Origin of the sequence: Paenibacillus sp. D9 (genome assembly GCF_001188365.1) — a bacterium.
Classification (GTDB): Bacteria; Bacillota; Bacilli; order Paenibacillales; family Paenibacillaceae; genus Paenibacillus_O; species Paenibacillus_O humicus.
This window is the reverse complement of sequence record NZ_JZEJ01000001.1, coordinates 620,548-634,798: the sequence shown is the minus strand read 5'-3', so window position 1 is coordinate 634,798 and position 14,251 is coordinate 620,548. Positions and strand designations below refer to the sequence as shown.

The 14,251-nt window shown below is 58.7% G+C and carries 13 protein-coding genes; 6 read left to right on the top strand and 7 right to left on the bottom strand.

All coding sequences use genetic code 11. The features are described from left to right. Positions 1–18: 18 nt before the first annotated feature. From proC to mtnB, 4 genes are all read left to right on the top strand, one after another. Positions 19–930, top strand: coding sequence for a pyrroline-5-carboxylate reductase (proC, locus tag VE23_RS02995; RefSeq protein ID WP_232316780.1), 912 nt, complete (start codon positions 19–21; stop codon positions 928–930). Between the two features lie 7 nt (positions 931–937). After that, complete coding sequence (locus VE23_RS02990; RefSeq protein ID WP_127506633.1) at positions 938–2,167, top strand: 2,3-diketo-5-methylthiopentyl-1-phosphate enolase; 1,230 nt, start codon at positions 938–940, stop codon at positions 2,165–2,167. A gap of 213 nt (positions 2,168–2,380) precedes the next feature. Beyond that, positions 2,381–3,118 carry a 2-hydroxy-3-keto-5-methylthiopentenyl-1-phosphate phosphatase gene (locus VE23_RS02985; protein ID WP_049867253.1) on the top strand — a complete coding sequence of 246 codons (738 nt, stop codon included), beginning with the start codon at positions 2,381–2,383 and terminating at the stop codon, positions 3,116–3,118. Beyond that, complete coding sequence (gene mtnB / locus VE23_RS02980) at positions 3,115–3,777, top strand: methylthioribulose 1-phosphate dehydratase (protein WP_232316778.1); 663 nt, start codon at positions 3,115–3,117, stop codon at positions 3,775–3,777. Before VE23_RS02985 ends, mtnB begins: the two co-directional genes overlap by 4 nt. A gap of 90 nt (positions 3,778–3,867) precedes the next feature. Here the strand turns inward: mtnB and VE23_RS02975 are convergent, their stop codons facing one another. From VE23_RS02975 to VE23_RS02950, 6 genes are all read right to left on the bottom strand, one after another. Continuing rightward, on the bottom strand, positions 3,868–4,482 hold the full coding sequence (locus VE23_RS02975) for a TetR/AcrR family transcriptional regulator (RefSeq protein ID WP_021880708.1): 615 nt from the start codon (positions 4,480–4,482) through the stop codon (positions 3,868–3,870). 69 nt (positions 4,483–4,551) lie between these two features. Next, positions 4,552–6,057, bottom strand: a complete 1,506-nt coding sequence (locus tag VE23_RS02970; protein WP_049867252.1) for an NAD(P)/FAD-dependent oxidoreductase — start codon at positions 6,055–6,057, stop codon at positions 4,552–4,554. Positions 6,058–6,286: 229 nt separating this feature from the next. After that, positions 6,287–6,955 carry a hypothetical protein gene (locus VE23_RS02965; RefSeq protein ID WP_049867251.1) on the bottom strand — a complete coding sequence of 223 codons (669 nt, stop codon included), beginning with the start codon at positions 6,953–6,955 and terminating at the stop codon, positions 6,287–6,289. A 40-nt stretch (positions 6,956–6,995) separates the two neighbouring features. Then, a complete protein-coding gene (locus VE23_RS02960) occupies positions 6,996–8,090 on the bottom strand; it encodes an extracellular solute-binding protein (RefSeq protein WP_048749244.1) in 1,095 nt (364 codons plus the stop codon). Between the two features lie 4 nt (positions 8,091–8,094). Beyond that, entirely contained in the window at positions 8,095–9,921 is a 1,827-nt protein-coding gene (locus tag VE23_RS02955) for an RNA polymerase sigma factor (protein WP_049867250.1), read from the bottom strand. Positions 9,922–10,001: 80 nt separating this feature from the next. Beyond that, positions 10,002–11,456 carry an aminotransferase-like domain-containing protein gene (locus tag VE23_RS02950; RefSeq protein ID WP_232316776.1) on the bottom strand — a complete coding sequence of 485 codons (1,455 nt, stop codon included), beginning with the start codon at positions 11,454–11,456 and terminating at the stop codon, positions 10,002–10,004. Between the two features lie 96 nt (positions 11,457–11,552). Between VE23_RS02950 and VE23_RS02945 the strand changes: the two genes are divergently transcribed. Further along, on the top strand, positions 11,553–12,506 hold the full coding sequence (locus VE23_RS02945) for a DMT family transporter (protein WP_049867249.1): 954 nt from the start codon (positions 11,553–11,555) through the stop codon (positions 12,504–12,506). A 266-nt stretch (positions 12,507–12,772) separates the two neighbouring features. Here the strand turns inward: VE23_RS02945 and VE23_RS02940 are convergent, their stop codons facing one another. Beyond that, positions 12,773–13,651, bottom strand: a complete 879-nt coding sequence (locus tag VE23_RS02940) for a sugar phosphate isomerase/epimerase family protein (RefSeq protein ID WP_049867248.1) — start codon at positions 13,649–13,651, stop codon at positions 12,773–12,775. Between the two features lie 449 nt (positions 13,652–14,100). Between VE23_RS02940 and VE23_RS26920 the strand changes: the two genes are divergently transcribed. Then, the coding region (locus tag VE23_RS26920; RefSeq protein WP_198156126.1) for a helix-turn-helix domain-containing protein at positions 14,101–14,251 on the top strand (151 nt) is incomplete at its 3' end.

The following is a 14,251-nucleotide window of genomic DNA, read 5'->3' as shown; positions in this document are numbered from 1 at the left end:
TTAAGGAGGACGACTAGTTTGAATTCACCATTCCCAACCTCGGCGGGAGCTCCCGCCGCATTCGCCCAGCCGGAAACGCTTAGCTACTGCTTCTTCGGAGCCGGCTCCATGGCCGAAGCCGTCGCCCGCGGCATGATATCCCGCGGACTGTGCGGAGCCTCGCGCATCGGCATGTTCAACCGCAGCGGCGGCTCCAGGCTGACCGAGCTCCGCTCGGCTTACGGCGTTCTGACCGCCGACACTCCGGAGGAGAAAGAGGCGATGCTGGCCGGCGCAGACGTCATCGTGCTCAGCATGAAACCCAAGGATGCCGAGGAAGCTCTGCGCTCCATCTCCCATCTCATCGACGGCAGCAAGCTGATCGTCTCCCTCATCGCAGGCTTGTCGATCCGCACGATCCAGGCTCTGCTCGGGACGAAAGCCGCCGTCGCCCGGACGATGCCCAACACGTCCAGCACGATCGGCCTCGGCGCGACGGCGCTGAGCTATTCGCCCGAGACGGACAGGGAGCAGCGGGCGGCCGTGGAGCAGCTGTTCCGCTCGATCGGCCTCATCACGGTCGTGGAGGAGCGGCTGCTGGAAGCCGTCACCGGCTTGTCGGGTAGCGGACCGGCCTATTTGTATTATATTATGGAAGCCATGATCGAAGCCGGGATGGAAATGGGACTCGACAGCGATTCCTCGCGCGAGCTTACCGTTCAGACCGTGCTCGGCGCCGCCGAAATGATGCGGGCGACCGGCGAGCGGCCGGCCGAGCTGAGGCGCAAGGTGACCAGCCCGAACGGCACGACTCAAGCGGCGATCCAGCTGATGCAGGAGCATCGCGTCGCCGAATTTTTCAAGGCCGGAATGAAAAAGTCCGCACAGCGTGCGGATGAGATTGGCCGCGAGATCGAAAGGAGCGTTCTTGGTGAACGAGAGCAAACGTAACATCGCCATTCCAGGCATGTGCACCGCCCTTTACCGTGTCCATGACGACAAGGCGGATTTCAGCAAAAAAGCGGACTCCATCGCCGTAGGCTTGACGGTCGGCAGTTGGACCGAGCTTCCCGACGCACGGAAGGCCGAAATGGAAAAGCATCTGGGACGCACGGTCTCCATCGACGTCCATGAGGGCGACGGCACGCCGGGATCGCGCTATGCCGATATCCGGATCGCCTATCCCGACATCAACTTCAGCCGGGATATTCCCGCCCTGCTCGTCACCGTGTTCGGCAAGCTGTCGATGGACGGCCGCGTGCGGCTGCTCGATCTCGATGTGTCCGAGAGCTTCCGAAGCGCCTTCCCCGGACCGAAGTTCGGCATCGAAGGCGTGCGGGAGCTGCTCGGCGTCCATGACCGGCCGCTGCTGATGAGCATTTTCAAGTCGGTCATCGGCCATGACCTGAAAGGACTGGAGGAGCAGTTCTACCAGCAGGCGCTCGGCGGAGTGGATCTCATCAAGGATGATGAAATCCTGTTCGAGAACGAGGAAATCGGCATCCGCCGCCGTGTTGCCGTCTGCATGGAAGCCGCTCGCAGAGCGTCGGAGCATACCGGACAGAAGCTGCTGTATGCCGTCAATCTGACCGGACCGACCTCCAAGCTCGCCGAGCAGGCGCGCACCGCAATCTCGGAAGGCGCCAACGCCCTGCTGTTCAACGTTCTTTCCTACGGCTACGACGTTCTTCACGAGCTGAGCAGCGATCCGGACATCAACGTGCCGATCGCGGCGCATCCCGCGCTGGCGGGCGCTTTCTATCCGTCCCCGCACTATGGAATCTCCGCTTCGCTGCTTCTCGGCAAGCTCATGCGGCTGGCAGGCGCGGACCTGGTTCTCTTCCCGTCACCGTACGGCTCCGTCGTCATGCCGAAGCAGGAGAACATGGCGATCAAGGAAGCGCTGCTTGATCCTGCTCCTCCGGCAAGGACAAGCTTCCCCGTGCCGTCTGCCGGCATCCATCCGGGACTCGTGCCGCTGATTCTGAGAGACTTCGGAAGCGAAGTCGTCGTGAACGCAGGCGGCGGCGTCCATGGCCATCCGATGGGAGCGGCGGCCGGCGGCCGCGCATTCCGCCAGGCGATCGACGCGTCGCTGGAGGGAGTGTCTCTCCAGGAAGCGGCCTCCGCTTCCGGACGAGAAGAGCTTGCCGCTGCCATCAAGGCCTGGGGCGTTCGCGAAGGCTGACTTTCCGTTCCGTCGAAATGGCCGCCCCTTCAAGAGGCGGCCATTTCGGCGTAGAGAAGAAGACAAGCATGTGGTATGCTTTCTTCTTGTACAGGCTTGAAAGGCTTTGCCGTATTTGCCGTGCGAAGCCCATTGCCTGGAGTCGAAAGCAGAGGGCTGCCCGAGGCATCCTTCTCTTCGAGAACAATCCCGCATGAAAGAAGGCTTGTCTTCATGACCTCATCCTTAACCGAATCCGGCTTCCCTGTCTCCTCGAGCGCCGAGGCAGCCCGCAGGCCGGTTATTTTCTGCGACTTCGACGGCACGATAACGGAGAACGACAACATTATCGCCATCATCCGCCGCTTCAATCCCGAAGGCTGGGAACAGATCGCCCAGGATACCATCGACCAGCGCAAGTCGATCAAGCAGGGCGTCGGCGAGATGTTTCGCCTCCTGCCTGCCGCGCTCAAGGACGAGGTGATCGACTACTCGATCTCCAATGCCGTCATTCGCGCCGGCTTCCAGGAACTGCTCGACTACTGCAAGGGGGAGAATATCGAGTTTTTCGTCACGAGCGGAGGCATCGACTTTTTCGTCTATCCGCTGCTGTCCCGCTTCGGCATTCCGGAAGACCACATCTACTGCAACAGCAGCGACTTCAGCGGAGAGAACATCGAGATTCTCTGGCCGCACAGCTGCGATGAGGAATGTCCGAACGGACAGTGCGGCATGTGCAAAACAGCCGTCATCCGCCGCTTCGCGGCCGACAAGCACGACCGGATTCTGATCGGGGACAGCGTGACCGATTTTGAAGGCGCCAAGCTGGCCGATCTCGTCTTCTCCCGCTCCCATCTCACGACCAAATGCCGAGAGCTTGGTCTTCCGCATGTGGAATTCACGACTTTCCACGACGTGGTCGCCAGTCTCAAAGAGCGGCAGCAACTTCAGAAAGCAGGTGAACGGCCATGACCGATTACATGGATTCCCCGATTAAACTCGAAGAGAAGCAGAGAGCTTTCGCCGAGCTCTCCGAAGTGAAGGAGCTGTTCGCCGGACGGGGCTGGTTCCCCGGTACGAGCGGCAATCTGTCCGTCCGCGTAGGCGAATTCAATCCGGGGCGCTTCCAGTTCGCCGTCACGGCGAGCGGCAAGGACAAGTCCAAGTCCACGCCGGAAGACTTCCTGCTCGTGGACCAAAACGGAAAGGCCAGCGAAGCGACCTCGCTCAAGCCTTCGGCGGAGACGCTGATCCACTGCGAGATTTACCGTCTCACCGGCTGCGGAGCGATTTTCCATATCCATTCCGTCTACAGCAATCTCGTCTCGGAATATTTCTGGGAGCGCCGGAGCGTTCCGGTTACCGGCGTCGAGCTTATCAAAGGGCTCGGCATTTGGGAGGAAGAGGCGCATATCGACATTCCCATCGTGCCTAACTACGCCGATATTCCCCGCATCGTGCCCGAAGTAACGGATCACTTGAATCCGCGCCTGCCGGGAATCCTGCTGCGCAAGCACGGCATCTACGCCTGGGGAGCAAACGCATTCGAGGCCAAGCGCCATCTGGAGTCGTTCGAGTTTCTGTTCGAATACGTCTACCGCTGGGAACTGCTGAACAAAGGGCGTTCCTAAACCCAAGCCGCATCCGATGAAAATGAAAAAACGGCCGTCCAGCGAGCGAAGCTCGGTTTGGACGGCCGTTTTTTCGATGGATGGCGCCGGTCATAGCGGCTGGATATGTCCGGGGGCAAGCACCATCCGGAGCAAATGATCGGGATTCAGCAGCGGGATATTCTGCTCGTCGCTCGCGTGCAGGATCATGGATCCGCTCATCGCCGTCAGCAGCCCCGAGATAAGCAGGTCCGCATCATCGCCGGCGATTTCGCCGGTTCGCTGGCCTTCGAGAAACAGCGGCCTGAGCCTTTCGACAAACCAGAGGATGGAGTAATCCCCGATGATCATCCGCGCCTCCTCGGGGACCCCTTCCGAAGCCCGCGTCTGATGAATCAACAGGAAGGACAGCCGCGCCTCCTCCGTCATCGCATCCTGAAGAAAATGCCTCAGCTTGCCGGTCACGGTCCCGGGATGGTCCAGCATGTCCCCGACTCCTTGGCTCGCTCCTTCCATCGCCCTGCGCACCAGCTCGGTGAACAGCTCATCCTTGGACTTGAAATAGTGGTACAGCAGGCCGTGGCTGATGCCTGCTGCTGCCGCAATCATGCTCATCTTGGTCAGCGCAGGACCGCGACGGGCGAATACTCCCAGGGCGGCCGCGAGAATCTGCTCCCTGCGCTCGTCGCGAATCTGGTTAAGCTGGTCTTCGTTGTAAGGAGCCATGCGTCTTCGACCTCAATCCGACTAATGCCTGTTTTTCCTAACCTTACCCTAATCCTTCATGAGGAGCAATCATCTGTTTGCTTCCGCATGGCTTGCCGGGTGGAACACGGGGAAGCTCCGCTGCAGGAAAAATCCCAATGTCTCTCCATCATCCAGCTGCTTCTCCAGCCAGGCCTCCTGCTTGCTGCGGCTTACCACCATTCGGACCGCCTCCTCTCCGAACAAAGCGGAAGGCGGCAGATCCAAGCCCTGAACGCCCATCAGCAGGCCGAACAGCTCCATGTCCCCGCCCTGCAGCGCCTGCCGGCGCACAATGTCGAGGTATTCCTGGCAAAAACGTATGCCCCGTCCGGAGAAGGAGCCTTCATAAGTCACCCCCGGCCATCTCAAGTCCGCGACGACAATCGTCCACCAAGCCGGAAGAATGATTTTGCCGAAACGCTGCTGCACATGAAGCTCCCATCTCGGATCGCTCTCCCTGCCTGCTTCCTGCAAGGCTTTCCCCATCTCCATCGCCTCCGCTGCCGCAACGGAAATTCCTTGGCCGTAAATAGGATCAAAGCTGCAGATCGAATCCCCGATCGCGAGCAGGCCGGACGGCCACTCCGGCATCTCTCCATACTGATTCAGCCGGCATTCCGGCATGCGGAACCCTCTCGGATTGCCGACCGGCTCGAGCTGGGCGAGAATTTCCGCGAGCATGGGATGAATCAGCTTGGCCGCAGCCGGTTCGTACCTTGCCGGATCCACCGGCGGGTAATGCCCTCCGGCGCCGTAAATCGTCGTCTCCGCCAACCCGCCCTCGATCGGGCTGAAGACGCCCGAGCCTTCGGCAAGCGACGGATCGCCTTCGATAAGAACGGTGCTGTAGCGGTCTTTCAAAGACTCCGGGATGCGGTAGTGCCTGGTGCTGTAGGCAAGCCGCGTGTGCAGGATTTCCGTATCCGGTTTTCCGCAGCCGAGCTCTTCCAGCCATGCAGGCAGACGTGAATAACGTCCGGAGGCATCGACAACGAGAGCCGCTTCGAGGTCCCGGCTGTCGCTGCACCGCTTTTCCTTTACCTTGGCTCCCGTAACCGCAAGCTTATTCCCCTTCTTCCGTGTCAGCAGGGAAACCGCTTCATGGCCTTGAAGCACCTGAATTCGCGGCTCGGCCGCCACTCTGCGCCGGATGACCCATTCCAGCAGAGGACGGGAACAGCCTTCATCCTTCTCGTATGGAAACTGCAGCGACGCAAGCGGGGAGATCAGATGCATCTCTTTCCCTTCGCGTTCATAGGCTCCTTGGGCAAGCAGATCCTCCCTCCAGCCGGGAAATAGAGTTTCCAAAACGCCTTTGCCGAGATGCTGCAGCCGATGCGGATGATGATCCTGAGGCACTCCGGGCCGATTCGCCGGGCGGTCCTGGAGCTCATCCCGCTCAATGACGATGATTTCCCCGTAATGGCCGGAAAGCACCTTCGCCGCCAGCAAGCCGGCCATGCTTCCTCCGATGACTATCGCTCTTGAACCGGCTTTGACATTCGATTCCGTCAGCCGATCTTCCGATTCCCCGGGCAAGCTCACTTCCTTCATTTTCTCCACTCCTTGGTTTTGATTGATTAATTCAGTCAATTTTAATTCAAAAAAATAGGAGCGCTTTGCTTGCCCATCCCGGTTTGAAAATGGGGAACTTTATAGTTGATTGACTCATTCCGTCAACAAAAATATAACGATTCTTTCTTTGTCCTGTCAACCCGTTTTTTCCTCTTGCTTGAAGCCGCGGCGCTGCTCCATTCCTGTCCGCGGATTCAAGCCGTTCCATTCAGGTTTTACGCTTCCACACTCGCAGAGGGCCAAGCTCCTGCCAACCGGATTGCCGAGCGGCTCTCAAATTGCCGTCTCGTTCATATCCGACCAGGTCGACGCCAGGATAAGCTCGGGAAACGATTGGCGCAAAGTCCGGCCATGCGGAACGCCCTGTCTCCCACACATTGGATATTCCTACCACATCTGCTGCGCATGTTGCAATGAACCCAGCGCTTGTCCCATCTTCATCATGCATGAACAGCTTCACTTCCTGACGCTCCATCGCTTCTGGATGAAGCACCGATGCTAAGCCTGCCGCCTCGACCCAGAGCTCAAAATCCGCAGCAGAGGACACTACCCGCCAGCCGGCGGCAATCGGTGCAGACTTCGAAGCCGCCGGATGAAAGATCCAGCTTGCGTCAAACAGGATTTCATACCCGCAAGAAAAAAGGTCAAGAGAAGCGAAGCTGTCCTTGATGAAAGTTCTTTTCCGGTCTTCGGCATGCAGTTGTGCTGCCGAAGGGTCTATATGGCTGGCCAACGTTATCATGTCCGGGTAAAAAGCCGGTGCTGGAGTACTTGTCCGCCACACATCCCCTGTGCAGCCATGCTCGATGCCGTGGGCATCGCATACGATTCCGCACCAGACCGCATTGTTCCGAACGGCTTGCCTCCATCTCTCCATTCGAGCAGCCTCCCGCATGTTCTTCCCTTCCATGTGCGCCTCAGGCAAACCGGGTCCATGAACGCAGCGTCTTCGCTACATCCGCTCCGTCGACAATCATTGACTCCATGTCCTCGTTGATCAGCTGACGGGAAGAGTTCCACTTTTCATTCAAATAAAAGCCGCTCGGCTGCGCATGCTGAAGCTCCTCCAGATAGCGGGACCAGATTCTGTGCTCGTGCAAGCCTCTCTCTTCCGCCTGGCTTCGGGAAATCGGCAGCGGCCACGAATGGCTGTCGACGAGATAATGCCGGAGGAAATCCCATGCCAAGCCAGGATGCTGGGATTTGCCCGTTATGCCGGCTCCGCCCATATAGATCATATTGCCGTTTCTTCCTTCCGCCAATCGCGGCAGCCTTGCCACCCCGAATCGATCGTCGATGCCGTGGTGGATCAGATCCCCGGCAAACCACATGAAGCCGAAAATCATGGCAAAGCCTTCATGAAGCTGCCCGGCAGCGGATGGCTCCTTCGGCTTGCGGATAATGCCATGCACCCGGTAGGCGTCGATTATATTTTGCATGGCCCCGATGGTTGCGGGGCTGTCCACATACCCGCGTGCTGTCCGGCCATCCGGAGACAAATATGTTCCGCCATTTCGGAAAACAAACGGCTCATACCATTCGATGTCCACGCCGATGCCGAAGCCGAACTGGACCGCCACACCGTCATCGCCTCGGATCGTCAGCTTTTTGGCCGCTTCAACGAATTGTTCCCAGGTCCAGTCATCCTCCGGGTAAGGCAGGCCCGCCTTGTCGAACATCTCCTTGTTGAACACGAGCAGCGGAACGCTCATGTCGACGGGAAGTCCGGGCAGCGTGCCGTTATGACGGGCAATCGCCAGCGGCCCCGAATAAAGATCCGCCTCCATCCCCGACTGCTCGATATATGGATTCAAGTCGACGAACATCCCCTCGCGGTTGAACAGCGCCCAGCCTCCCGATTCGATGATGTCGGGCGCTTCGTCCGACCGGTAAGCGCGGAGCGACTCGAAATGATCGGCCGACTGCTCGATGACGACCTCAACCTCCGGATAAAGCTGTTCGAACGATTCCTTGGCTGCCGCAAGCCGCTTCAAATTCGTAAATTCGGTCATGAATCTAAGCTTCCTCATCTTCTCCATCCCTCTCCTCGATCCGTCGCTTCCATGCTTGTTCCATATAGCCCACGGCGGCGCTTTCGAACCGCTTCGCTTTCCTCAACAGGGAGATGCAGCCCTCCCGCAAGCCGGGCGGCATCACTTCCGCCGTTTTGACGAAAGGAACCTGGAGGCTCAGTTCTTCCAGCGCCAACGCCGTCTGCTCATAAGCCTCCGATGCCAGCAGGGCCATCCTCATGGCCTCCCCGCGCAGAGGAGCCGCTCGCAAGTACTCCCCCGCATACCGCTTCGCCTCGGCATAGGCCGCTGCAAGCTGGCCCATGCCGTACCGGTTCGGCGCCGTGTCGGGATCGGCCAGATGGCGGATCCAGGCATCGTAGGCGGCCAGCCCCGTTGCATAGCTCAAATACGACGTTCGAGGACGATAGCGCGATCCTTCGTTGGCAAAAGAAATCCCATAGCGGACAGCATGCGCAAACCGGCGTTCCGCCTCGCTATCCGCCGCCGGCCTGCTGACCGGGCTGCGGTTTCCTTTCCGTGAAAAAGCAGCCAGAAACCGGATCGGGTTGTCAGCCACATCTTCGTACGCAAGCATTTTTCCCGTCGACTGTACGGGGTCGGTCACATGCACGATTCGGCGCTTATCGTCGTAACCGTAGATGACCGACCATTCATGGATGAATGGCCGGGAAGCCAGCGTGTCGAAATAGAGCACAGGCAATCCCGCGTCGATTCGGCTGCGGATGAACGGCAGAACCGCCTCCTCGATCGGCAGGACGACCGGGAAGCTCTCCACGGCCCCCAGCAGCGGTACCGGGGAATCGGCCAGCTGCCCGCAGCAAAATGCCGTCTCGTACTCGTATTCTGCCATCAGCTCTTGTATCGACGACCGCCAATCGAAGATGTAAAGCCCGTCCGAGAATGTCGTCTTCTCCGAAATGCTCATGCGGAAAGCCAGCCCGGAAGTTCCCATCAGTTCCGCGCCGCTCCTCGGCTCTCCATTAGTCCTGAGGATTCGCCCTAGACTGCTTGCAAGCGTGAACAGCTTGGGCTGGTCTCCTTCCCCTGCCGCAAGCTCAAGCAGCTTGCCGTTCTCCATTCCAGCACCTCTCTTCGCATCCGGCATCAGGCCGAGAGAAGCCCGGATATGCTCCTGGCGCAGCTTTTGCCTGGAACGGTGAATGTACGTATAGATGGATCCGGTCGTCATCCCGTACATCCCGGCTATTTCTTCCGGACGGTGCTGCCGGAAAAAATAAGCGGTGAAGATTCCTCTTTCCTTGCCGCTCAGGCAGTGGAGCAGCGCATGGATCGTTTCGTATGTTTCCTTGCGGAGCAGCAGCGCGGCCGGATCCTGGCTGGAAGACGCTTCCTGGCTAGCCCGACCGGCCAAGCGGGACAGAATGCTGTCGAGATCATCCCAGTCAGCGGCAGCAGCGTCCCTGCCGCCGGGAGCTGCAAGAGAGTTGAACGGCCTTTCCTTGCGATACGGCCCTCCCCGGCGCAGCTTCATGTTGGCCTGGTTGCGGACGATCCGGTAAAACCACGGCAGCAGCCGGCTCGTATCGGCAAGCGTCCCAAGATGAAGGAAGGCGCGGATGAGCGCATCCTGCACGACATCATCGGCCATATGCGCGTCACCCGTGAGCCGCTCCGCCAACCCCCGCGCCTTGTGCCGGTGCCGCTCGAACAGCTCGCCGAAAGCTTCGGCATCTCCCGCGCCAGCCCGCTCCGCGAGCTCCAGTTCCTCTCTCGCGGCACGTCTCGGCTCTGCAGCCCGTACTGTCATTGCAACTCCCATCCGCTCTTCTTCGGCAATGTGCCCCATGCTGATCTCCTCGCTTCTCTTCGGCCTAATCAGAGAGATGCCATTCCTGCCGCGAATTTGAACAACATCCGCAAAAAAAATCAGCTCCGCAGCTCTTCAGCCGCCTCGATCAGCTGCTCGACGGCCTCTGCGATCCGCTTTTCGCTCAAAAAAGAATAGCTGAGCCGGATTCTGGCGTTCATCTTCCCCAGCGGATCGCAGATGCTGCCGGGCACAAAGGAGACCGATCGCGCCACGCATCGCTCGAGCAGCAGATCGGCCGGGATTTCGTCCGGCAGCGAAATCCACAGGTTAAGCCCTCCGTCAGGGCTGTCCCAGCTCCACCCTGTCCGGGCAAGCGCTTTTTCCATGACATCCTTTCGCATGCGGACTGCGGTTCTCAGCTTCTGGACATGCTCCTGCATGCGGCTCGAGAAAAAGTAATGCTGGAATATTTTTTGGTTCAGCAGCGGAGATCCGCTGTCGGACAACGCCTTCAGCGGCCGGATTCCCTCCATGACCGAAGGACGCGCGGCAAGCACGGAAATTCTCAGGCCGGGAGCGATATATTTGCTGAAGCTGCGGATATAGACGACATATCCCTCCGTATCGTAATAGAACAAAGGCGGAGGCGGGGGCTGGTCGAAGTAGATATCATGATAGACATCATCCTCCACCAGGATGCAGTCATGGCGCTCCGCCAGCTCCACCAGCAGCTTGCGCTGCTTCGCCGGCACCGTATAGCCCGTCGGATTGTGGAAGGTCGGGTTCATATAGAACAGGCGCGGCTTCTCCTTCTCCATCAGCGCTTCGACAGCGTCCAGGTCATATCCTTCCGCCGTCAGCTCGACAGGCAGCAGAATGATGTTCTGCTGCTGGAAGACGTCGATTGCCGGACTATATGTAGGCCGTTCGATCAAGACTCTGTCGCCGGGCTTGACCAGCGAGCGCGACACGAGATCGATCGCTTGCTGCGACCCCGACGTGATGAGCAGCTCTCCGGCATCGACATCGATTCCATGGTCTTCGGCAAAAAAAGCGGATAAAGCCTCCCTCAGCTCCGGGTCCCCTAGAACGGTGGAATACGTGCTCAGAACCATCGGATGAAGATCCAGCACCTGCTTCACATGATTCGATAAAAAGCGGTTCGGAAGCAGAGCAGGGTCGATCAATGCCTCCGACATCGGATGGCTGACCTTCATGCTGTGGATATCCGAAAGGCGGCTGCGGTTGACATAACCCGGCGCGGCGGCGTAAGCCCATCCCGAGGCCGCATCTCCATCCGGAGTGTCAGGCTTGGCTTCCACCTGCGCACGCACGTAATAGCCGTTTTTGTACCGGGAGTAAAGCAGGCCTTCCTCTTCAAGCAGCCGATAGGCTTTCAGCACGGTCAGCCGGTGCACCCCGAGCCGCTCCGCCATCGACCTCACTGATGGAAGCTTCTCCCCGGCCTTCCACTCTCCCCGATCCATGCCGCTTCTCACCTCGTCTTGAATCAGCGCCAGCTTGGTGACGGCGTTGTTGCCCCGATCCGGGGCAGCGATGTTGTTCTCCACTTCCCATTCCTCCCGATTCGAGCCTATCTGTTCTAATCCTATCCAATCTGTTCTATTCGTCAACCACTATAGTAAATAAAAAGAGGAGGCCCGCTGATGGTTGCATTCAATTACTTGCTCATGTGCGCGATTTTCGGCACGACGTTTCTCGTCATCAAAGTCGGCGTGGCTGCCGGCCTGCCCCCGTTCCTGTCGGCAGGAATCCGCTTCACCGCCGCCGGGCTGCTGCTGTTCGGCTGGATGTTCGCCCGCCGCAAGGTCCGTTTCTCGATGCTGTTCCGCAAGGAATTCGCCTTCATCGGTGCCGGCAGCACATTCGCTACATTTGCCGTCTTATACTGGGCCGAGCAGCATATCGATTCCGGCATGGCCGCCATCCTGTCGGCTACAGGCCCGATGGCCATCCTGCTGATGCAATCGGTGGCTCTCCGGCAGCGCTCCAGCATCCTGGAGAGGGCAGGCTGCATCATCGGCCTGCTGGGCGTCATCACGCTCATGCTGCCGGAGCTTCATGCTCAGGCGAATGTGATTTGGCTTGTCAGCTGCCTGCTCGTCCTGCTCGGAGAGTTCGGTTATGCGGCAGGCAGCCTCTTGACCCGGCGGACGCTGCTTCGCAATCCGGAGCTGCCGCCGGTTGCCTTGAACGCCGCTCAGATGATTTATGGGGGCATCGGGCTGCTGATTCTCTCCGCTTTCGCCGAGAGATCTTGGTCACAGCCAATCGACTTCTTGCCGGCTGCCGGGTCGCTGATCTACCTGACCGTGGCCGGCTCCATGCTCGGGCACAGCCTCTATGCCTGGCTGATCAAGGCGACCAACGCCTTCTTCCCCTCCACCTGGCTGTACATTTCGCCTGTCATCGCGCTCGGTCTCGGCGCGCTTCTGCAGGGTGAGCGGCTTTCTCTGCTTACGCTGGCCGGAAGCCTGCTGGTGCTGGCCGGCATCGTCATTCCGCGTTGGCCCGACCTGAAGGTATATGCAGCCTCCCGCAGCAGACGCCGGGCAGTTGCACCGGCTGACCGCAACATTCGGGAGTCTGAGTCTGTCTGATGGACGAAAAAAAGAAGCGAAGGATCCTCTCCGTTGACGGAATGGATTCTTCGCTTTCTTTTGTGGCTTTGCTTTCTGTTCATGCTGCACTTTCTCTTTGCATGCTGTGCTTTCTCTTTGCATGCTGCACCTGCTGAGGTTACTCTGATTGCTCTGATTGCTTCTTGCTCTGCTCCCTCAGCTGTTTCGGCTTGTTCCCATCGAACCTTCGAGCAGACAGCAAACGGCATCGGCTATTCGGCCGCATGACGCCTCCCGAATCAGGCTTACTTGAAGCTTTTCAGGAACCGGACCGCTTCGGCGATATCCTGTTCCGGCTGTGTGCCGACTTCCCTCTCGATCGTCAGGTAACCGGAATATCCGATGTCCTGAAGCGCCTGGAGGTAATTCGGCCAGTCGACGCCGCCTTGGCCAAGCGGAACTTCACGGAAGTCCTCTCCGGACTCGGCCGATGCCGCCAGCGCCTCATGGCTCATCGCCTCGTAGCCGAGCATGCCGTATACTTTGCGCGGGTCGACTTCCCGCAGCCGGATGCCGTCCTTGGCATGCGTATGGACGATGTAATCCTTCAGCGTATAGACGCCTTGGACCGGATCGTCTCCGGTCACCATCACCATATTGGCCGGATCGAAGTTGACGGACAAGCCGTTCGTGCTGAGCGTATCGAGGAACTTCCTCAGATGGGCGGAGCGCTCCGGACCGGTCTCGATCGCGAAGTAAGCTTTGATGCTGCTGGCATAGCTGCTCAGCTCCTCGCAGGCGCTTTGCATCGTGTGATAGATCTCGCCGTTCTCGTCATCCGGCACGATGCCGATGTGGGTCGTGACGATCGGGCAGCCGAGATCCATCGCCAGGTCGAGAATCCGCTTGGACTTCTCGATCTTCCAGCGGTTCTCCCTGGCGTCCTGGAAGCCGTGTCCGGCCAAGTCGCCCACAAGGGCGGAAATCTGCAAGCCGAGGGAAGCGACGTATTCCTTGAGCTCCCTGCGGCGGGCGGCATCCATGACGTCGGGATCCATTTCGCCCTTGACCGCATAGATCTGCACGCCGTCCGCTCCGACTTCCTTGGCCTTCAGCAGTCCTTGACGAACGCCGAGCTGGAAGCTGTCCACGATGACGCCGATAGGATTATTGATTTTAGTCATGCCACATACCGCCTTTTAGGAAGGTTATCGTTCTGCTTTCATTGTACCTGCCCGGAGATATCCCCTCTAGAACTCCGGTGCCGACCATTTGGATTTTTGTGCTTAAGGAACGCTTGACCTTCTCGCCGCGTCAAGGTGTAAGATGGAGCCAACCGCATGGACGGATGGATTGAAAATCCGGGTATTTCGGCTCTAGGTGTTTGCGATAAATATCTTCGATGAATTGTTGTATCTGATGTCTCTGGTAATCTTAGCGATAGATGCGATATCTTTGCCTGGATGTCTGTTATTGATCTTTAAGGTAGTAGATGTCAACGATTGATCTTTGAGATAATGTTTGCGATTGAAATTCATCGAGCGATGTCAATCTGTGACTTAATGACAGCGATAGAATTGAACTCCGACATTCAAATCGAAATTCCGGTCATGCCGGAAAGGAGAACGTACTCATGCATATCCGTCAGGCAGCCGCCATGACCGGCCTTACTCCCCGGGCCATCCGTTATTACGAACAGACCGGCTTTCTGCCGGCCAGCGCCCGCACCGAAGGCGGATACCGCTTCTATAGCGGCGATGACATCGATCGCTTGAGATGGATAG

Excerpts from the sequence above, each read along its gene's own strand:
- VE23_RS02985 (WP_049867253.1), top strand. The coding sequence starts at position 2,381 with ATGACCTCATCCTTAACCGAATCCGGCTTCCCTGTCTCCTCGAGCGCC.
- mtnB (WP_232316778.1), top strand. The coding sequence starts at position 3,115 with ATGACCGATTACATGGATTCCCCGATTAAACTCGAAGAGAAGCAGAGA.
- VE23_RS02975 (WP_021880708.1), bottom strand. The coding sequence starts at position 4,482 with ATGGCTCCTTACAACGAAGACCAGCTTAACCAGATTCGCGACGAGCGC.
- VE23_RS02970 (WP_049867252.1), bottom strand. The coding sequence starts at position 6,057 with ATGAAGGAAGTGAGCTTGCCCGGGGAATCGGAAGATCGGCTGACGGAA.
- VE23_RS02965 (WP_049867251.1), bottom strand. The coding sequence starts at position 6,955 with ATGGAGAGATGGAGGCAAGCCGTTCGGAACAATGCGGTCTGGTGCGGA.
- VE23_RS02960 (WP_048749244.1), bottom strand. The coding sequence starts at position 8,090 with ATGACCGAATTTACGAATTTGAAGCGGCTTGCGGCAGCCAAGGAATCG.
- VE23_RS02955 (WP_049867250.1), bottom strand. The coding sequence starts at position 9,921 with ATGGGGCACATTGCCGAAGAAGAGCGGATGGGAGTTGCAATGACAGTA.
- VE23_RS02945 (WP_049867249.1), top strand. The coding sequence starts at position 11,553 with ATGGTTGCATTCAATTACTTGCTCATGTGCGCGATTTTCGGCACGACG.
- VE23_RS02940 (WP_049867248.1), bottom strand. The coding sequence starts at position 13,651 with ATGACTAAAATCAATAATCCTATCGGCGTCATCGTGGACAGCTTCCAG.